Annotated in this window: 16 protein-coding genes; 6 read left to right on the top strand and 10 right to left on the bottom strand. The window is 68.0% G+C overall.

Features of this window, described 5'->3' with window-relative positions; all coding sequences use genetic code 11:
- The first annotated feature begins 45 nt into the window (after window positions 1–45).
- Window positions 46–1,554, top strand: coding sequence for a tripartite tricarboxylate transporter permease (locus LRS03_RS09345; protein ID WP_257825173.1), 1,509 nt, complete (start codon window positions 46–48; stop codon window positions 1,552–1,554).
- On the opposite strand, the gene LRS03_RS09350 is transcribed toward LRS03_RS09345, so the two are convergent.
- The 3 genes from LRS03_RS09350 to LRS03_RS09360 are packed head-to-tail and all read right to left on the bottom strand — an operon-like array spanning window position 1,517 to window position 2,698.
- On the bottom strand, window positions 1,517–1,843 hold the full coding sequence (locus tag LRS03_RS09350; protein WP_257825174.1) for a hypothetical protein: 327 nt from the start codon (window positions 1,841–1,843) through the stop codon (window positions 1,517–1,519). The genes LRS03_RS09345 and LRS03_RS09350 overlap by 38 nt on opposite strands.
- A 5-nt stretch (window positions 1,844–1,848) precedes the next feature.
- A complete protein-coding gene (locus LRS03_RS09355; RefSeq protein ID WP_257825175.1) occupies window positions 1,849–2,226 on the bottom strand; it encodes a nucleotidyl transferase AbiEii/AbiGii toxin family protein in 378 nt (125 codons plus the stop codon).
- Entirely contained in the window at window positions 2,219–2,698 is a 480-nt protein-coding gene (locus LRS03_RS09360; protein WP_257825176.1) for a helix-turn-helix domain-containing protein, read from the bottom strand. Before LRS03_RS09360 ends, LRS03_RS09355 begins: the two co-directional genes overlap by 8 nt.
- Window positions 2,699–2,849: 151 nt before the next feature.
- Here LRS03_RS09360 and acnA point away from each other — a divergent pair, with 151 nt between their 5' ends.
- Together acnA and LRS03_RS09370 are read left to right on the top strand one after the other, a co-directional pair.
- Window positions 2,850–5,573: an aconitate hydratase AcnA gene (gene acnA / locus LRS03_RS09365; RefSeq protein WP_257825177.1), complete on the top strand. Its 2,724-nt coding sequence runs from the start codon at window positions 2,850–2,852 to the stop codon at window positions 5,571–5,573.
- 82 nt (window positions 5,574–5,655) lie between these two features.
- Window positions 5,656–6,807 (top strand): DNA alkylation repair protein, encoded by a 1,152-nt coding sequence (locus LRS03_RS09370; protein ID WP_257825178.1) that lies wholly within the window; start codon window positions 5,656–5,658, stop codon window positions 6,805–6,807.
- Between the two features lie 221 nt (window positions 6,808–7,028).
- Here the strand turns inward: LRS03_RS09370 and LRS03_RS09375 are convergent, their stop codons facing one another.
- From LRS03_RS09375 to LRS03_RS26535, 3 genes are all read right to left on the bottom strand, one after another.
- The gene (locus LRS03_RS09375) at window positions 7,029–7,385 is read right to left on the bottom strand and encodes an ArsC family reductase (protein WP_257825179.1); all 357 of its coding nucleotides are present in this window, start codon (window positions 7,383–7,385) and stop codon (window positions 7,029–7,031) included.
- A gap of 7 nt (window positions 7,386–7,392) precedes the next feature.
- The gene (locus LRS03_RS09380) at window positions 7,393–7,887 is read right to left on the bottom strand and encodes a hypothetical protein (protein ID WP_257825180.1); all 495 of its coding nucleotides are present in this window, start codon (window positions 7,885–7,887) and stop codon (window positions 7,393–7,395) included.
- A gap of 89 nt (window positions 7,888–7,976) precedes the next feature.
- Window positions 7,977–9,575: a methyl-accepting chemotaxis protein gene (locus LRS03_RS26535; protein ID WP_308296409.1), complete on the bottom strand. Its 1,599-nt coding sequence runs from the start codon at window positions 9,573–9,575 to the stop codon at window positions 7,977–7,979.
- 211 nt (window positions 9,576–9,786) lie between these two features.
- Between LRS03_RS26535 and LRS03_RS09395 the strand changes: the two genes are divergently transcribed.
- On the top strand, window positions 9,787–12,291 hold the full coding sequence (locus LRS03_RS09395) for a catalase (protein ID WP_308296410.1): 2,505 nt from the start codon (window positions 9,787–9,789) through the stop codon (window positions 12,289–12,291).
- Between the two features lie 3 nt (window positions 12,292–12,294).
- Here the strand turns inward: LRS03_RS09395 and LRS03_RS09400 are convergent, their stop codons facing one another.
- Window positions 12,295–13,326, bottom strand: a complete 1,032-nt coding sequence (locus LRS03_RS09400) for an endonuclease/exonuclease/phosphatase family protein (protein ID WP_257825181.1) — start codon at window positions 13,324–13,326, stop codon at window positions 12,295–12,297.
- Window positions 13,327–13,414: 88 nt separating this feature from the next.
- On the opposite strand from LRS03_RS09400, the gene LRS03_RS09405 reads away from it, so the two are divergent.
- On the top strand, window positions 13,415–14,584 hold the full coding sequence (locus tag LRS03_RS09405; RefSeq protein ID WP_257825182.1) for an MFS transporter: 1,170 nt from the start codon (window positions 13,415–13,417) through the stop codon (window positions 14,582–14,584).
- Window positions 14,585–14,631: 47 nt separating this feature from the next.
- Here the strand turns inward: LRS03_RS09405 and LRS03_RS09410 are convergent, their stop codons facing one another.
- The 3 genes from LRS03_RS09410 to LRS03_RS09420 all read right to left on the bottom strand — a co-directional run bounded on the left by LRS03_RS09410 (window position 14,632) and on the right by LRS03_RS09420 (window position 17,434).
- A complete protein-coding gene (locus LRS03_RS09410; protein ID WP_257825183.1) occupies window positions 14,632–14,769 on the bottom strand; it encodes a hypothetical protein in 138 nt (45 codons plus the stop codon).
- 71 nt (window positions 14,770–14,840) lie between these two features.
- Entirely contained in the window at window positions 14,841–16,433 is a 1,593-nt protein-coding gene (locus LRS03_RS09415) for a cryptochrome/photolyase family protein (protein WP_257825184.1), read from the bottom strand.
- Window positions 16,430–17,434, bottom strand: a complete 1,005-nt coding sequence (locus LRS03_RS09420) for a LysR family transcriptional regulator (protein WP_257825185.1) — start codon at window positions 17,432–17,434, stop codon at window positions 16,430–16,432. Before LRS03_RS09420 ends, LRS03_RS09415 begins: the two co-directional genes overlap by 4 nt.
- A gap of 18 nt (window positions 17,435–17,452) precedes the next feature.
- Here LRS03_RS09420 and LRS03_RS09425 point away from each other — a divergent pair, with 18 nt between their 5' ends.
- On the top strand, window positions 17,453–18,415 hold the full coding sequence (locus tag LRS03_RS09425) for a sodium-dependent bicarbonate transport family permease (protein ID WP_257825186.1): 963 nt from the start codon (window positions 17,453–17,455) through the stop codon (window positions 18,413–18,415).
- Window positions 18,416–18,465 lie beyond the last annotated feature (50 nt).

Here is an 18,465-nt window from a genome sequence, read left to right on the forward strand (position 1 = left end):
CCCCTCGGGGGATCGGCCGATGTACTCATCGGACGAGGGGTAGTCATGGGTACCTGGGACCAGCTCCTCGCCGGCTTCGCGGCGGCCGCCACGCCGATCAACCTGATGTGGTCGTTCCTCGGCTGCGCGCTCGGCACCGCCATCGGCGTGCTGCCGGGCCTCGGGCCGGCGGTGACGATCGCGATGCTGCTGCCCATCACGGCGCAGGTGGAGCCCGCCGCCTCGATGATCTTCTTCGCCGGCATCTACTACGGCGCGATGTACGGCGGCTCGACCACCTCCATCCTGCTCAACACCCCCGGCGAAACGGCCACGATGGTCACCGCGCTCGAAGGCTTCAAGATGGCCAAGAGCGGCCGGGCCGGCGCGGCGCTGGCCACGGCGGCGATCGGCTCGTTTGTGGCCGGGACGTTGGCCACCGTGCTGGTGACGCTCTTCGCGCCGCCGGTGGCCGAGTTCGCGGTGAAGCTCGGGCCGCCGGAGTACTTCTGCCTGATGCTGCTCGCGTTCACGACGGTGAGTGCAGTGCTGGGCAAGAGCCGGCTGCGCGGCATCACCTCGCTCTTCATCGGCCTGGCGCTCGGCCTCATCGGCCTCGACCAGATCACCGGGCAGGTGCGCTACACCGGCGGCATCCCCGAGTTCCTGGACGGCATCGAGGTGGTGCTGGTGGCGGTGGGCCTCTTCGCGGTGGGCGAGACGCTCTACAACGCGCTCTACGAAGGCCGCAGCGCAGCCTCGCTCAACCGCATGGGCAAGGTCCACATGACCCGGGCCGAGTGGAAGCGCTCCTGGCCCGCGTGGCTGCGCGGCACGGCGATCGGCTTCCCGTTCGGCGCGGTGCCGGCCGGGGGCTCCGAGATCCCCACCTTCCTCAGCTACGCCACCGAGCGCAAGCTGTCCAAGCACCCCGAGGAGTTCGGCACCACCGGCGCGATCGAAGGCGTGGCAGGCCCCGAAGCGGCCAACAACGCCTCGGTCACGGCCACGCTCGTGCCGCTGCTCACGCTCGGCATCCCGACCTCGGTGACGGCCGCCATCCTGCTGAGCGCCCTGCAGAACTACGGCATCCAGGCCGGGCCGCAGCTTTTCCAGACCTCGTCGGCCCTGGTGTGGGCGCTGATCGCCTCGCTCTACATCGGCAACGTGATGCTGCTGGTGCTCAACCTGCCGCTGGTGGCGATGTGGGTGAAGCTGCTCAAGATCCCGCGCCCGCAGCTGTATGCCGGCATCCTCATCTTCGCCACCGTCGGCGTGTATGGCATGCGCCAGAGCGCGTTCGACCTGGTGCTGATGTGGGGCGTGGGCCTGGCCGGCGTGCTGATGCGGCGCTTCGACTTCCCCACCGCGCCGGTGATCGTCGGCATGATCCTCGGGCCGTTGGCCGAGGCGCAGATGCGCAATGCGCTGTCCATCGGCGAGGGGCGCTGGACGGTGTTCATCGAACGGCCGATGTCGGCCGGGTTGCTGGTGGTGGTGGTGCTGGCGCTGTGCGCGCCCTTCGTGATCGGGTGGTTCAAGCGCCGTCGCGGCGCGCAGGCCGCAAGGCCTTGATGCGCTGCCACAGCAGCGCGCGTGGCACGTTCACCTGCATCACCGTCATGCAGCGCTCCAGCCGGCCCTCGCGGCCGAGCAGGTGGTCGACGGCCTTGGCGAGGTCACGCTCCACGCTGTCGCCATAGGCTCCTTGCGCCTTGGCGATCGCCTGCTTCAGCAGCTTGCCCTTGGGTTGCATCATCGCGAGGTCGATCAGGTCGCGGCTGAACACGCTGTCGTCCGCCCAGCGGTCGGAGTTGGCGAGCAGCTTGGTCGTGGCCATGTCGACACGGGTCAACGCTGCCACGCCACTCACCAGATCGTCCGGCCCGGGGGGGTCGAGCCGATGCGGGCTTCGAGCACGATCTCGAACTTGATCTCCGCACCGTCCACCCGCAGCAGCGTGCGCAAGCCGTATTGATCGGCACGAAGCTCGCGCACGGCCTCCAGCGTGGCGCCATCGCGGAGCACGGCCTGCAAGCCCTGCGGTCCGGTGAGACGCTGGCGCAGCTCACGGTAGCCGGCCACGTCGGACACGAGAAAGTCGATGTCCACCGATTCGCGGTACTCGCCATAGCGCAAGGCCACCGCGGTGCCACCGCCGAAGAGGCAGCGATGCGCCAGGAGCAAAGGTGCGTCGAGCGACTCCAGCACGGTCGCGATGCGGCGGTGGTGGGCGCGCTCAAACAAGCAAACGCCCTCCGGCCTCTTGCTGAGTCAAGGCATCCAGCAACGCACGCTCCTTTGGATCGAGCGCTTCGCGGTCGAGGTGACGCCAATTCCGCTCGTACAGGCCCAACGCCTCCGCTGGTGTCAGCTCGGTGAGGCCCGGCGCATGCCAGGCCAGGCGCTTGAGCTGCGGGTAGTCGGCCAGACGGATGCGCTGCGGCACTGGCGGCGCCTCCACCCCGGCGGGTGCTGCCGCCACATCACCGACCTGGATCTCCAGCCCGAGTGCGCCCAGGGCGTTCAGATAAGCCCCCATCGTCACCGACGGCTCGCCGCCTTCGATGCGGTGCCAGGTGACGCGCGACATGCCTGCCGCGGCCGCGGCCGCCTGGGCGCTCACCCCGAGCGCCTTGCGCCGGGCACGGATGTCGAGGCCGAGCGTGCCCAGGCGGGCCACGGCGGCGAGGTCAGGAATGGGTGCACGAGCCGGCATAGTGTTTCTCATTTTAATCATCATGACGAATTATGTCCAGAATGAGATACATATCCGAGAATCACTCCTTCAGTAGCCCTGACACCCCGAGGTCAACCAGCAGCGGCACAATCAGTCGCTCACCCCATCCCTCACACCCAGGAGCATCGCCATGGCCACCGCCAAGAAGCCAGCAGATCACGCCTTCGCCCACACGCTCAAGACCGTGAAGACCGCCTCCGGACGCAGCGCGAGCTACTTCTCGCTGCCGGAGCTGGCCAAGACCTACCCCAACGTCGCCAGGCTGCCCGTCTCGATGCGCATCGTGCTCGAGTCGGTGCTGCGCAACTGCGATGGCAAGAAGGTCACCGCCGACCATGTGGCGCAGGTGGCGAACTGGGCGCCCAACGCGGACCGGGTCAACGAGATCCCCTTCGTCGTGGCGCGCGTGGTCTTGCAAGACTTCACCGGCGTGCCGCTCCTGGCCGACCTGGCCGCGATGCGCAACGTGGCCGTCGAGAAAGGCAAGAACCCCCGCACCATCGAGCCGCTGTGCCCGGTCGATCTCGTGGTCGACCACTCGGTGATGGTCGACCACTACGGCACCAAGGACGCGATCGACCTCAACATGAAGCTCGAGTTCGACCGCAACAAGGAGCGCTACGAGTTCATGAAGTGGGGCATGCAGGCCTTCGAGACCTTCGGCGTGGTGCCCCCCGGCTTCGGCATCGTGCACCAGGTGAACCTCGAGTACCTGGCCCGCGGCGTGTATGAAAAGGGCGGCGTGGTCTACCCGGACTCGCTGGTCGGCACCGACAGCCACACCACCATGATCAACGGCATCGGCGTGGTGGGCTGGGGCGTGGGCGGCATCGAGGCCGAAGCCGCCATGCTCGACCAGCCGGTCTACTTCCTCACGCCCGACGTGGTGGGCTTCGAGCTGAGCGGCCGCCTGCGCGAAGGCGTGACCGCCACCGACCTGGTGCTCACCGTGACCGAGATCCTTCGCCGTGAGAAGGTGGTGGGCAAGTTCGTCGAGTTCTACGGCGAGGGCACCGAGAGCCTGACGCTGCCCGACCGCGCCACGATTGCCAACATGGCGCCCGAGTACGGCGCGACGATGGGCTTCTTCCCGGTCGACGGCCGCACCATCGACTACATGCGCGGCACCGGCCGCACGAAAGACGAACTCGAGATGCTGGAGGCCTACTTCAAGGCCCAGAAGATGTTCGGCATCCCCAAGCGGGGCGAGATCCGCTACTCGAAGGAGGTGTCGCTCGACCTGCGCACCGTCGCTCCCTCGCTGGCCGGCCCGAAGCGCCCGCAAGACCGCATCGAACTCGGGAACCTGAAGAAGGAGTTCACCGAACTCTTCTCCAAGCCCATCGGGGCCAACGGCTTCAACCAGCCGCCCGAGAAGCTGCCGCAGGTGTACACCACCAAGAGCGGCATCCCGATCAAGAACGGCGACGTCCTGATCGCGGCCATCACGTCCTGCACCAACACCTCGAACCCGGCCGTGCTGCTGGCCGCTGGCCTGCTGGCGAAGAAGGCGGTGGAGGCGGGCCTCACCGTCAAGCCGCACGTGAAGACCTCGCTCGCCCCCGGCTCGCGCGTGGTGACGACCTACCTCGACAAGGCGGGCCTCACGCCCTACCTCGACAAGCTCGGCTTCACGCTCGCCGGCTACGGCTGCACCACCTGCATCGGCAATGCCGGCGACCTGACGGCCGAACTCAACGAGGTCATCACCAAGAACGACCTCGTGTGCGCCGCGGTGCTCTCGGGCAACCGCAACTTCGAAGCGCGCATCCACCCGAACCTCAAGGCCAACTTCCTGGCCTCGCCGCCGCTCGTCGTCGCCTACGCGATCGCCGGCAACGTGACGCGCGACCTGATGACCGAGCCGGTGGGCAAAGGCACCAACGGCCGCGACATCTATCTCGGCGACATCTGGCCGACGAGTGACGAGATCGGCGCCCTCATGACCCTCGCGATGGACGGCAAGGCCTTCCGCGAGAACTACGCGCAGGTCAAGAGCAACCCCGGCAAGCTGTGGGAGCGCATCGAGGGCGTCAAGGGCGAGACCTACACCTGGCCGCGCAGCACCTACATCGCCCGGCCGCCCTTCTTCGACGGCTTCCACATGGAGCCGGGGATGGCCAACCTCGGCATCAAGGGCGCACGCGCGATGGCGCTCTTCGGCGACTCGATCACCACCGACCACATCTCGCCGGCCGGCTCGATCAAGGAACAGTCTCCCGCCGGCCACTGGCTCAAGGCCCACGGCGTCTCCAAGGCGGACTTCAACTCCTACGGCTCGCGCCGCGGCAACCACGACGTGATGGTGCGCGGCACCTTCGCCAACGTGCGCATCAAGAACCTGATGATCCCGCCGGGCCCCGATGGCAGCCGCGAGGAAGGCGGCCTCACGATCTACATGGACGGCAGCAAGAAGTTCATCTACGACGCCGCCATGAAGTACATGGAAGCCGGCGTGCCCACCATCGTCTTCGCGGGCGAGGAATACGGCACCGGCTCCTCGCGCGACTGGGCGGCCAAGGGCACGGCGCTCCTGGGCATCAAGGCCGTGGTTGCCCGCAGCTACGAGCGCATCCACCGCGCCAACCTCGTGGGCATGGGCGTTCTGCCACTGCAGTTCAAGGGCGACGACTCCTGGCAGACGCTCGGCATCAAGGGCGACGAGACCTTCGACGTGCTGCTCGGCACCGAGATCAAGCCGCAGCAGGACGCCACGCTCGTGATCTGCAGCAAGGACGGGAGCAAGCGCGACGTGCGGGTCACGCTGCGCATCGACACGCCGATCGAGGTCGACTACTACAAGCACGGCGGCATCCTGCCGTTCGTGCTGCGACAGTTACTCGCTGCGGCTTGATGGGCCGAGCGCCGGGCCGCTCCCAAGCCGGCCCGCATCCCCATGGGGGATCGACCGATGTACTCATCGGGCGAGGGGCACCATGACTGAGCCGTTCAAGAACCTGCTCGGCCCGCAGGTGGTCGCCAGCATGGCGAGCCACCTGCAACGTGCGGGCGCTGAAACCGGTGTGGCCTTCAACGCGAAACGCTTCCGCTCGCTCGGCCTGAGCGGGCTGGAGGCCTTGGAGATGAAGGCCCGCGCGCAGCACCTGTGCACCGCGCTGGAAAAGACGCTCCCCAGCGACTTCGACAGCGCCGCCACGGTGATGGAAAGCGCGCTCGCGTCGATGGACGAGATCGACGACGCCACGCTCGACAGCCCCATCGGCGCGCGCGGCGACGGCCTCGCCGGCTGGGCCGTGTGGCCGCTGACCGAGTACGTGGCACGGCACGGTAGGGATCACGCCCCGCGTGCGCTACAAGCCCTGCACGCGATGACGCAACGCTTCACCGCCGAATGGGCCATCCGCCCGTTCATCCTGGCGGAGCCCGCGCTGTCGTTCGACACTCTGCAGCGCTGGAGCACCGACACCAGCCCGCACGTGCGCCGCCTCGTCAGCGAAGGCAGCCGCCCACGCCTGCCCTGGGGCATGGTGCTCAAGCCGCTGGTGGAAGACCCCTCGCCCACCCTGCCCCTCTTGCGCACGCTGATGGACGACGCCAGCCCCTACGTGCGCCGCAGCGTCGCCAACCACCTCAACGACATCGCGAAGGACCACCCCTACCTCGTCGAAGCCTGGCTGCAGGAGCACCTGCCCGGCGCCACGCCGCAGCGCCTGGCCCTGCTCAAGCACGCCAGCCGCACGCTGGTGAAGAAGGGCCACGCCGGGGTGCTGAAAGCCTTCGGCGTGGGCGACAAGTTCAAGGGCGAGGCCGGACTGGCCCTGTCGTCACGGCGCGCGAAGCTGGGCGAGAGCCTCACGCTCGTGCTCACGCTGCAGTCGACCGCGAAACGTGCGCAACGCCTGGCGATCGACTACGCCGTCCACCACGTGAAGGCCAACGGCGGCACCTCGCCGAAGGTATTCAAGGGCTGGACGGTCGAGCTGGCCGCAGGCGAGGCCCGCGAGTTCCGCAAGCAGCATTCGCTCAAGCCCATCACCACCCGCGTCTACTACCCGGGCACGCACCGCATCGAGGTGCTGGTCAATGGCGCGGTGGTGGCCGAAGCGGGCTTCGAGCTGCGCACCTGACCCGATGATGCCGTGCTGAGCCGGCGTCGGATCGCTCCGACAGCGCGGCGCTGCGCGTTCCGTGCGCATTGGGGGCGCCGTCCGGTAGGCCGCGCACGGCGACGTGCCTAAGCTTCATCCACCATCAACGGCAAACAGGAGAACGCCATGAAATCGATCCTGCTCTGGGCCCTGGGCGTGCCCATTCCCGTCATCCTGCTGCTCTGGCTGGTCTTCTGATTTCAGCCCAGCCGCTCGGCGAACAGCGCCTCGGAGAAGCCCACCGTCACACGGCCGTCGCCCCACTCGACAACCGGGCGCTTGATGATGCTGGGCTCGCGCAGCATCAACGCGGTCGCCGATGACGCGTCGTTCACCGCGGCCTGCGCCTCGGGCGCGAGCTTGCGCCACGTGGTGCCCTGCCGGTTGAGGAGCTTCTCCCAACCCACCGCCGGGAGCCAGTTCGCAAGGCGTGCTTCGGGCACGCCTTGTTTCTTGAAGTCGTGAAAGTGCACCGTCGCATCGCGCTCGGCCAGCCAGGCGCGGGCCTTCTTGACGGTGTCGCAGTTGGGGATGCCGTAGAGGGTGATGGCGTTCATGCGCCGTTTATAGCGCGTCGTCGATGTCGCGCACGTCGCACAGCGGGTCGGGCCCGTACGAGGTGTCCATCACCTTGCCCTGCTTGTCGATGCCCACCTGGAACCACTGGCAGAAGGGCGTCTCGTAGCGGTAGGCCCAGACCGTCTGCCGGCGTTCGGCGATGCCGACCACGCGCTGCTCGAACGAGTGGCCGATGAGTTCCTGCACCTCTCGGCCGTCCATCCCCGCGACGATGGTGTTGAACTTCTCTTCGGTCAGCACCTGCTCCCAGCGCAGCAGGCGGCCACTGGCATCGAAGTCGACCATGTAGGTGTGGCGGCCGAACGGACCGCGCGCGTATTCGAGGCGGCGGCCACCGTCGGGGCGGGCGAATTCGCCGGTGGGCACGCCGAGCGACTGCCGCACCGTCTCGACCGGCGTTCCGGGCGCCATCGATTGCGGGCCATAGCTGATGCAGGCCGTGAGGGCCAGCAGGCTGGCGGCGGCAAGTGGGGTCTTCATGGCAGACCTTTCGGTGCGGCGTGGGTGCCGCTTGCCGCATCGTAGGAAGCGCACGCAACCCCGCTGGCCGCAGGGTGTTTCGGGGCGCTTCAGATCACCGCTTTTTCAGCCGTCTTGTTGAAGCTCGCCGCGTCGGCCGCCGAGAGCTTGAAGACGCTCATCGCCTCGGCCATGCGCGCCGCCTGCTCACGCAGGTGCTCGGCCGAGGCGGTGCTCTCCTCCACCAGCGCCGCGTTTTGCTGCGTCATGTGGTCGAGCGTGGTCACCGCCTGGTTGATCTGGCCGATGCCCGACGACTGCTCGTGCGAGGCGCCGGCGATCTGGTCGACGAGTTCGTTGACGCGCCGCACCTGCGCCACCACGTCGTTGATGGTGCTGCCGGCGGCGTTGACGAGGCGGGCGCCGTTGTCGATCTTGTCGACACTCTCGGAAATCAGCGCGCGGATCTCCTTCGCCGACTGCGCGCTGCGCTGCGCGAGGCTGCGCACTTCGCTTGCCACCACGGCAAAGCCGCGCCCCTGCTCACCGGCACGCGCCGCCTCCACCGCAGCGTTGAGCGCGAGGATGTTGGTCTGGAAGGCGATGCTGTCGATCACGCCGATGATGTCGGCGATCTGCTTGCTCGAACGCGAGATGCCGTCCATCGTGGCCACCACCTCGCCCACCGCGGAGCCGCCGGTCTCGGCGGCGCGGCTCGCACCGGCCGCCACGTCGCTCGCCTGGCGGGCGACTTCGGAGTTGGTGCGCACGGTGGCGTTCATCTCCTCCATCGACGAGGCGGTCTGCTGCAGGTTGCTGGCCTGGCTCTCGGTGCGGGCCGAGAGGTCTTGCGTGCCCGAGGCGATCTCGGCGGTGGCCCGCGTCATCAGGCTGATGCCTTCGCGCACATCGCTCACGGTCGCACGCAGGTTGATGTTCATCTGCGTGAGGGCACGCTGCACCGCGCCGATCTCGTCGCTACGGTGGCTCGACACCTGCGCGCTCAGGTCGCCCGCCGCGATGCGGCTGGCCAGGCTCACCGTCTCGCGCAGCGGCTTCACGATCGACTGGAACAGGTAGGCGCCCGCCGCCCCCGTGGCCAGCGCCGTCGCACCGAGGCTGACCCAGAACGCGGCCGAGGCCGGGCTCACGCCACCGGCCCACAACGCGCCCGCGACGGTCAGGTCGAGCGCGGCAAGCGCGCCCCACAAGCGCGACTTGAGGCCCATCTCACGCACCCATAGGCCGAGCTTGCCGATGACGTTGCTGCGGTAGACGCGGCCGTGGCGCAGGTTCAGGTCCTTGTTGGCGCGATCGAGCATGCGCTGGTAGAGCGGCTCGATGGCCGCCACCTCGCCCGGCGCCGGCTTGCTGTGCACCATCAGGCTACCCATGAACTTGCCGTCGTGGAAGATGGGCGCGAGGTTCAGGCGCAGCCAGTAGTGCTGGCCGTTCTTGCGGCGGTTCTTGATGATGCCCGTCCAAGGCTGGCGCGTGAGCGCCATCGTCGCGCCCATGTCCTTCATGATCTGCACCGGGTTGTCCTTGTGCATCATGCGGGCGGCCTTGGTGCCCCTCAGTTCGGCCAATTCGTAGCCGCTGGCCTTGCAGTAGGCCGGGTTGGCATAGACGATGTTGCTGGCCTGGTCGCCGACGAGCACGAGCAGGTCGCCGTCGTCGAGCACGTATTCGCTGGGCATGTGGTTCATGTCCTGTCTCCGGTTGTTGTGAACTTCTGACACCCCTGCCGTGCACAGCCGTGCGCAAAACACACGACCTGCATCGGCAATGTCGGCCGGGTTCCGGTTGAACTTGAATGCCGCCCTGACGAGGTGTGACAAACACCACTGATCCCCCGGCCAGCGCAAGGAACGGGCTTTGCCGAGTGCACGCAGGTCCACTCATCCCAAAGCAGATCGCATGGCCACCTCCAAACCCAAGAGCACGCGCAAGACCGCCACCCCCACCGCCGCCGAGCCCAACCCAGGCCAGCCGGCGCCTGCCGATCCGCACGAGGCGGTGGGCACGGTGCTGAGCACGGTGTCCGGCCCGTCGACCGCACGCTTCACCGAAGACGACGCCCAGTCGCTCGACACGCCCGCACAGCAGTTGCTCGGCGTGCGCCAGGCCGGCACGCAGACGCTCGCCGCGGCGATGCCGTCCAACCCGCTCAAGCCCGCCGAGCACGGCCTGGACAACGGCCACATGCCTCAGGCCGGCCCATCGCAATCAGCGCCCGACGAGATCGTGCGCAGCAGCACCGTCAACGAAGACACGGCCTCACCGAAGACGGGCGACGGCCGCGTGCGGCCCGGCTTCAACCCGACCAACGGCCCGCTCGACCGCGTGCGTGTCGACAGCGGCGGCCAGGCCCTCACCACCAACCAGGGCGTGCCGGTCGGCGACAACCAGAACTCGCTCAAGGCCGGCCTGCGCGGGCCCACGCTGCTGGAAGACTTCATCCTGCGCGAGAAGATCACGCACTTCGACCACGAGCGCATCCCCGAGCGGGTGGTGCATGCTCGCGGCTCGGCGGCGCACGGCTACTTCGAGTGCACCGAGGCGCTCACCGAGTACACGGCTGCCGCACCTTTTGCCGAAGTCGGCAAAAGAACCCCGGTCTTCGTGCGCTTCTCGACCGTGGCCGGCGAGCGCGGCTCCATCGACACCGCCCGCGATGTGCGCGGCTTCGCCATCAAGTTCTACACCGAGCAGGGCAACTGGGACCTGGTGGGCAACAACATCCCCGTCTTCTTCATCCAGGACGCGATGAAGTTCCCCGACCTCGTGCATGCGGTGAAGCCCGAGCCGCATCACCAGATGCCGCAGGCGAGCAGCGCACACGACACCTTCTGGGATTTCGTCTCGCTGATGCCCGAGTCGGCCCACATGCTGATGTGGGTGATGAGCGACCGCGCCATCCCGCGCAGCTACCGCACGATGCAGGGCTTCGGTGTGCACACCTTCCGCCTCGTCAACGCGGCGGGCGAATCGGTCTTCTGCAAGTTCCACTGGACACCCGTCGCCGGCACGCACTCGCTGGTATGGGACGAAGCCGCCAAGCTTGGCGGCGCCGACCCCGATTTCCACCGCCGCGACCTGTGGGAAGCGATCGAGGCCGGCAACTACCCGGAGTGGACGCTCGGCGTGCAGATCTTCAGCGAGGTGCAAGCCGACGGATTCAGCTTCGACGTGCTCGACCCGACCAAGCTCGTGCCGGAGGAACTGGTGCCCTTGCGCACCGTGGGGCGCCTCGTGCTCAACCGCAACCCCGACAACTTCTTCGCCGAGACCGAGCAGGTGGCCTTCTGCACCGCGCACGTCGTGCCCGGCATCGATTTCAGCAACGACCCGCTGCTGCAGGGGCGCATCCACTCGTACGTCGACACGCAGATCACGCGGCTCGGCGGCCCGAACTTCCACGAGATCCCGATCAACGCCTCGGTCGCGCAGGTGCACAACAACCAGCGCGACGGCCTGCACCGCCAGGCCATCCACCGCGGGCGGGTGAACTACGAGCCCAATTCGCTCGGCGGCGGCTGTCCGTTCCAGGCGGGCAAGGCGGGCTTCGTCTCGTTCCCGCAACCGGTGGCGGAAGACAAGGTGCGCGGCAAGCCGGAGAAGTTTGCCGACCACTATTCGCAGGCCACGCTCTTCTGGAAGAGCCAGACGCCGGTAGAGCAGGCGCACATCGTCGGCGCCTACCGCTTCGAGCTGACCCGCGTGCAGACGCCGGCGGTGCGCGAGCGGGTGCTGTCGGTGCTGGCCAACGTCGACACCGAACTCGTCACCCGCGTGGCCGAAGGCCTGGGCATGCCGGTGCCGCCGCCGCAACCGAAGGCGCTGCCGATCGAGGTGAAGTTGGAAGTGGCCAGCTCGCCCGCCCTCTCGCTGATGTCACGCCCCGGCGAGGCCGGCGTGAAAGGCCGCCGGGTCGCGCTGCTCATCGCCGACGGCGTGGAAGACCTGCGGTTGCGCGCCGTGCACAAGGCACTGGCCAGCGCGGGTGCCGCGCCACGCTTCGTCGGCGTGCGGCTCGGTGTCGTCAGGCCGCTGAGCCAGGAGCCGCTGCATGTGGAGGTATCGCTCGAAGCCGCGCCCTCGGTGACATGGGACGCGGTCGTGTTGCCCGACGGCGAACAGGCCGCCCTGTCGCTTGCCGAGCAGGGCCAGGTGATCGAGTTCGTCAAAGACCAGTATCGCCACTGCAAGCCGATGCTGGTGCTGGGCCATGCGAGTGCCATCGTCGCCAAGGCGGGCATCGACGTGCAACTGCCCGACGGCACGCCCGACCCCGGCATCGTGTTCGCCGAACCGATGGACGCGGCCGCGACCCAAGGTGCCGACGTCGACGTGGAAGCCTTTCTCGCGGCGCTCGCGAAGCACCGCCACTACGAGCGCGAGACCGACCCCCCGCGGGTGTGAGCCTCAGGCCCGCTGCGGCTTGTACTTGAAGACGGCACGAATGACCCCGTGGTCATTCGTGCCGTCTGCCTTGTGGTCGTCGAAGTTGAGGTGGTCGTTGTTGACCACCAGCCCGTCGAACAGCCACACGCGCTTGCGGCTGTGGTCGTAGAACTGCTCGCTGACCATGATGTGGTCGAGCGACTCGCGGATGCCTTCGTGCACGTGGGTGTAGTACACGTCGCGCGTGTCGCGGTACTCCTGCAGCGTCTGCGTGCTGTAGAGCGCGATGTCGCCGCCGCCGATGGCGTCGCCCACGAGATAGCGCGGCTGTTCGGTGAGGATGTTGGTGGTGTTGCTGAAGTGACCGTCGTTGATGTCGCCGAGCACGATCACCGGCGTGTCGTTGCCCTTCATCTGCTCGGTGAGGATGAAACGCAGCGCCGCCGCCTCGGCCGTGCGGCGAATGGTGGAGATGGCCGCGCCGATCGCGGTGGCGTGCTTGGCGTAGGCATCTCGGTCTTCGCGGTACCAGGCTTCGTTGAAGAGCTTGGTCGGCCCTTTCGACTTGAGGTGGCACACGTAGAGGTGCACGTCGGGCCCGTCTTCGCGCGGCTTGATGGCGAAGTGCGCGACCGGGCGCGAGAAGCCGCGGATGTTGACGTCGATGAGCGGCGTCTGCGGGTCATCGCCGTGCGAGCGCAGCACGAACTTGTCAGGGAACTGCTCGATCCACTCGGGCGCACTGCTCAACAGGCCCTTGCGCACGATGGCGGCGCAGACGATCTTGCGGCCGTCGGCCTCGGGTGGCACGACGAGGTCGTACTCGGCGTCGAGGCCGGCAGCCTGCAGTGCACGCTTCATCGAATCGGCATGCCACAGCTCCTGGAAGCCGAACACGTCGGACTTGAGGATGGTGAGCTGGCGCACCGTCCAGGCGATCTTGCGTTCGTACTCGGCTTCGGTCCAGCCGTCGCGGTCGGTGTAGAGCGGGCGGCCCGGCTCGTTGAGGTTGTAGAGATTGAAGGTGGCGATGCTCAGCTCTCTCAGGTTCATGGCGGCCTCCGTCGGGTGACGGCCAGAGTAAGCGACACATGTGACAGGCGCGCAATCCCTACTCTTCTATATTCGGCCGGCACCCGCCATGAAGAAACCTCTCGTCGTCGCTGCGCTCGGCAGCGCCCAGACCCTCGCCTGGGCCTCGTCGTACTACATCGCCGCCCTGCTCGCCGCGCCCATGGCACGCGAGCCCAGGCTGCGCGAGCCGACGGTGTTCCTCGCGTTCTCGCTCGCGCTGGTGGTCTCGGCCTTCGTCGGCCCCTGGGCCGGCCGCACCATCGACCGCCACGGCGGGCGCCAGCTGCTGATGGGCACCAACCTGCTCTTCGCCGCCGGCCTCGCGGCGCTCGGGCTGGCGCAGGGCCCGTGGACGCTCTTCGCCGCCTGGGCGTTGCTCGGGCTGGCGATGGGCGCGGGGCTCTATGAGGCAGCGTTCGCGACGCTCGTGCGCCTCTACGGCCACGACTCGCGCAACGCGATCACCGGCATCACGCTGATCGCCGGCTTCGCGAGCACCATCGGCTGGCCGCTCACCGCGTGGATGGAGACGACGTACGGCTGGCGCGGCGCGTGTTTCGGCTGGGCGGTGTTGCACCTCGTGATCGGCCTGCCGCTGAACGCGGCCTTGCCGAAGGTGCTGGCCTCGATCGCCGCGCCCACACCAGCATCACCGGCAGCGGCCACGATTCAGGATGCGCCAACGCCCCAGCACCCCATGCTGGTGAGCGTGGTGCTGTCGTTCGTGTTCGCCGTGGCCTGGTTCACCAGCACCGCGATGGCCGCGCACCTGCCACGACTCATGCAGGCGCTGGGGGCGAGCCTGGCCGTCGCAGTGGCGGTGGGCGCGCTGGTCGGGCCGGCGCAGGTGGCAGGACGCCTGCTCGAATTCGGCGTGCTGCGCCGAGTGCACCCGTTGCTGTCGGCGCGACTGGCCAACCTTGCCCACCCGATCGGCGCCGTGGCGTTGCTCTTCGCGGGGCCCGCCATGGCGCCCGTGTTTGCGCTGCTGCACGGCGCGGGCAACGGCATCCTCACCATCGCCAAAGGCACGCTGCCCTTGGTCTTCTTCGGCCCGCAGGGCTACGGCGCGCGGCAGGGTTGGCTGATGCTGCCGGGGCGTGTGGCGCAGGCGTTTGCGCCCTTCGCCTTCGGCCTCGCACTCGACCACTGGGGCGCGGCGAGCCTGTGGCTGTCGACGGCGCTCGGCCTGGCCGCCTTCGGTGCGCTGATGGCGCTGAAAGCGGCGCGCCGCTGAAGCAGAACGCCCCGCCGAGGCGGGGCGCTGCGTCGATCGGGCAGAGCCTACGTGCTCTTGCTCGACGTGCTGGACGACAAACCGCTGGACTCGATGCCGGTCGAGGTCTGCGTGGTCGGCGTCGTGGTGCCGGCCCCGCTCAGCCCGGTGGCGCGGCTGCCGCCACCCAGCGTGCCGGCAGGCACCAGGAGAGCCGCGGTGCGCCGTCATTCGATCGGGCAAGCGAGGTGCCAAATGCACTCGCAACGATGGCCGATCAGTCTTGATCGGAACGCGGGCGCGCGTCGCGCGGTTGGCTCCACGCGTGAGGCCGGGTCGCGGCAGCGCGAATCTCCTCGGCGCGCTGCCGCACCGCCGCACGGTCGGCCTCATTCAGCCGGCCCAGGTTCTTGATCTGCATGGCCATGCGCGTGTTGGTCGCCAGGATCTTCTCGTGGCGCAGGAGGAAGTCCCAGTACAGCGTGGTGTAGGGGCAGGCGCGTTCTCCGACACGCTGCGCCGGGTCGTAGCGGCAGCCTGCGCAGCGGTTGCCCATGCGCTGGATGTACTTGCCGGTGGCGACGTACGGCTTGCTGGCCATGAGGCCACCGTCACCGTACTGGCTCATGCCGAGCGTGTTGGGCAATTCCACCCACTCCACCGCGTCCACGTAGACCGACAGGTACCACGCGTGCACCTGCTGGGGCCGCACACCCAGCAGCAGGGTGAACAAGCCGATGACCATCAGGCGCTGGATGTGGTGGGCATAGCCCTGCGCGAGCGTCTGCGTGAGGGCATCGCGCAGGCAGGCCATGTCGGTGTCGCCGGTCCAATACCAGGCAGGCAGGTCGTGGTGGGCCTCGAGCGCGTTGCGTTCGAGGTAGCCGGGCATCTGCGTCCAGTAGATGCCGCGCACGTATTCACGCCAGCCCAGGATCTGGCGAATGAACCCTTCGGCACTCTCGAGCGGTACGTGGCCGGCGCGGTATGCCGCTTCGGCGGCGTTCACGACTTCTCGCGCCGCCAGCAGCTTGAGGTTGAGCGCCGCCGAGAGCTGCGAGTGGTAGAGCCATGGCTCGCCAGGCCACATCGCATCTTCGTAGCGGCCGAAGAGCGGCAGGCGTTGCTCGATGAAAGCGTGCAACGCCGACAAGGCTTGCGCGCGCGTCACCGGCCACGCAAAGCTCGCCAACGAGCCAGGATGCCCTGCGAAGCGGCTCTCGACCAGTGCGAGCACTTCACGTGTGATCGCGTCAGGTGCGAAGGTGGCGCGCGGTGGCACGAGACCCGGGCCTTCGGGGCCGAACGCCTCGCGGTTGTCGGCATCGAAGTTCCAGCGCCCCCCGACGGGGCCGCCGTCTTGCATCAACACTCCGTGGCGTTGCCGCAGCTCGCGGTAGAAGTACTCCAGCCGCAGCGACTTGCGCTTCTTGGCATGAGCGGCGAACTCACGAACGGTCGTGAAGAAGTGGCGGTCTTCGTGGACGTCGAGCACCAGGCCGGCTCGCTCCACCACGGCCTTCAGAGACTGCCAGACCCGCCAGTCGCCGGGCGCCGTCATCACCACCTGCTGTGGAGAAAGCGACGCGAGCGACGCTTGAAGTTCGGCCGCGAGGGTGCCCAGATTGCCGGGGTCATCCAAGCGCCGGTAGTGCAAGGGGCGCCCAGCGGCCCGCAACGCCTCTGCGAAGTGACGCATCGCGGCGAGGAAGAGCGCGATGCGCTGCTTGCTCGACCAGACATGGGTCGACTCTTCCGCGGCCTCGGCCATCCACACGGCATCTTGTGCGGGGTCGAAACCGTCGAAGGCGGCGGCGTCGAGGTCGAGCTGATCGCCCAGAACGACCACCAGCGTTCGCAAAGGCGTCATGGTGCGTCGGGGCGCGCTCGAACGCGCAGCCGATTCCGGAGGTCGTCGACAAAGGTCCTTGCCGGCAGCGAGAGCGCGCGATCATGTCGCCACACGAGATGCCAGCGGCCTCGCAGCGGGAAGCCTGTCACCGGCAGGATCGTGAGCCCCTCCGAGGCCGGGTTCGACGCCAAGGCATGTCGCGACAGCACGGCGAGCCCGAGGCCTGCGCGCACGGCGTGCTTGATCGCCTCGTTGCTACCCAGCGCCATGCGCGGCTCCCAGGACACACCGCTGCGTGCGAACGCTTCTTCCGCCGTGGCGCGGGTACCCGAACCCGACTCGCGTGCGAGCAAGGGTTCCGCGGCGAGGTCCGACAGCTTCAGCCGTCGGCGCCGGGCGAGCGGGTGGTCGCCTGGCGCGATCACCACCAACGGGTTCTCGAGGAAGGGCCAGCGGGCCAGCGGCAGATGCTCCGGCGGACGCATCATGGCGGCCAACTCGTCATCGCCGCGCTCGAGCCGCGCCACGACGGCCGCGCGGTTCTCCACGGCAAGCTCGATCTGGATGCCAGGGTACTGCCGCGCGAACGGGCCCAGGAGATCGGGCAGGAAGTATTCGGTGGTGGTCACCGCCGCAATGCGCAGACGCCCGCGCTTCAGGCCCTGCAACGCGGCAGCATCGTCTTCGAACTCCTGCCAGATGGCACCCATCGCACGCGCCGCCTCGGCCAGGCGCTGGCCGATGGAAGTCGGCACGAGGCCCCTTCCGCGCGACTCGAAGAGCACGAGGCCGAGGGCCGCGGACAGCTCCTTCAGCTGTGTGGAGACCGTCGGCTGTGCCAGATGCAGCGACTGCGCTGCGCGCACCACGCCCCCCAACCGCACCACCGCTTCGAGGCTGCGCAACTGGACGAGGCTCGCACGAGGCGCCTGTCGAAGGCCCGGAGGCATGCCGTGTTTCATCGATTTCCCCGATGTTTTGCATCCGAACATATCACTTGTTCTGGAAGGCGGGTTCACCGAGCATTCGCCCCCGCCATGCAGAACTTCCTCGACCCCGCCATCCTCTTCTTCGTCTTCGGGCTCCTTGCCGGCACGGTGCGATCCAACCTGGAGATCCCGCCCGCGATTGCACGATTTCTTTCGCTTTACCTGTTGATGGCCCTCGGCCTGAAAGGGGGCTTCGCGCTGGCCAAGTCGGGGCTGGACGCCGAGGTTGCGGTAAGCCTGGCCTGCGCAGTCGTGATGGCGCTGGTCGTGCCGGCGATGGGCTACATGGTCTTGAAACGGTACCTGTCGCGCTTCGACGCGGCGGCGGTCTCCGCAACCTACGGCTCGGTCAGCGCCGTCACCTTCATCACGGCGGTGCAGTACCTGGAGACGCACCAAATTGCGTACGGCGGGCACATGGCGGCGGCCATGGCCTTGATGGAGTCCCCCGCGATCGTGATGGCCGTCGTGCTCGCGAACATGGCGCGTCAAAAGGAAGGCGGCGCACACAACACGCACAAGGTCGGCCTGCGCAAGGTGCTTCACGAGTCGTTCACCGACGGCGCGCAGCTTCTGCTGCTGGGCGCGATGGTGATCGGCCTGGTCACCGGCGAGGCCGGTCAGAAGTCCATGCAGCCCTTTTCCGGCGACCTCTTCAAGGGGATGCTCGCGTTCTTCCTGCTCGACATGGGCCTGGTTGCGGCGCGCAACATCGGTGCGCTGAAGGGCCGCTCGCCCTGGCTGGTGAGCTACGCGCTCGTCGGCCCGCTGGTTCACGCAGGCATTGCGCTCACGCTCGCCGCAGCGGCGGGCCTGTCGCCTGGCAACGGGGCGCTTCTGATGGTGTTGGCGGCCAGCGCTTCGTACATCGCCGTTCCCGCCGTTGTGCGGCAGGCGATTCCGGAGGCGAATCCCTCGCTTTACTTCGGCATGTCGCTCGGGTTGACCTTCCCGTTCAACATCCTGCTGGGCATTCCCCTCTTCGTCTCCATCGCGGAGCGGATCCTGTGAGATCGCCGGGCCCAGAAAGCAAAAGCACTTAGCCGCTTTCGCGAGCTAAG

It is taken from the genome of Rhizobacter sp. J219, from assembly GCF_024700055.1.
Lineage (GTDB): Bacteria > Pseudomonadota > Gammaproteobacteria > Burkholderiales > Burkholderiaceae_C > Rhizobacter.

Coding starts and splice junctions, on each gene's coding strand:
- LRS03_RS09375 (WP_257825179.1), bottom strand. CDS start 7,385: ATGAACGCCATCACCCTCTACGGCATCCCCAACTGCGACACCGTCAAG.
- LRS03_RS09360 (WP_257825176.1), bottom strand. CDS start 2,698: ATGCCGGCTCGTGCACCCATTCCTGACCTCGCCGCCGTGGCCCGCCTG.
- LRS03_RS09395 (WP_308296410.1), top strand. CDS start 9,787: ATGGCCACCTCCAAACCCAAGAGCACGCGCAAGACCGCCACCCCCACC.
- LRS03_RS09380 (WP_257825180.1), bottom strand. CDS start 7,887: ATGAAGACCCCACTTGCCGCCGCCAGCCTGCTGGCCCTCACGGCCTGC.
- acnA (WP_257825177.1), top strand. CDS start 2,850: ATGGCCACCGCCAAGAAGCCAGCAGATCACGCCTTCGCCCACACGCTC.
- LRS03_RS09345 (WP_257825173.1), top strand. CDS start 46: ATGGGTACCTGGGACCAGCTCCTCGCCGGCTTCGCGGCGGCCGCCACG.
- LRS03_RS09415 (WP_257825184.1), bottom strand. CDS start 16,433: ATGACGCCTTTGCGAACGCTGGTGGTCGTTCTGGGCGATCAGCTCGAC.
- LRS03_RS09425 (WP_257825186.1), top strand. CDS start 17,453: ATGCAGAACTTCCTCGACCCCGCCATCCTCTTCTTCGTCTTCGGGCTC.
- LRS03_RS26535 (WP_308296409.1), bottom strand. CDS start 9,575: ATGAACCACATGCCCAGCGAATACGTGCTCGACGACGGCGACCTGCTC.
- LRS03_RS09405 (WP_257825182.1), top strand. CDS start 13,415: ATGAAGAAACCTCTCGTCGTCGCTGCGCTCGGCAGCGCCCAGACCCTC.
- LRS03_RS09400 (WP_257825181.1), bottom strand. CDS start 13,326: ATGAACCTGAGAGAGCTGAGCATCGCCACCTTCAATCTCTACAACCTC.
- LRS03_RS09370 (WP_257825178.1), top strand. CDS start 5,656: ATGACTGAGCCGTTCAAGAACCTGCTCGGCCCGCAGGTGGTCGCCAGC.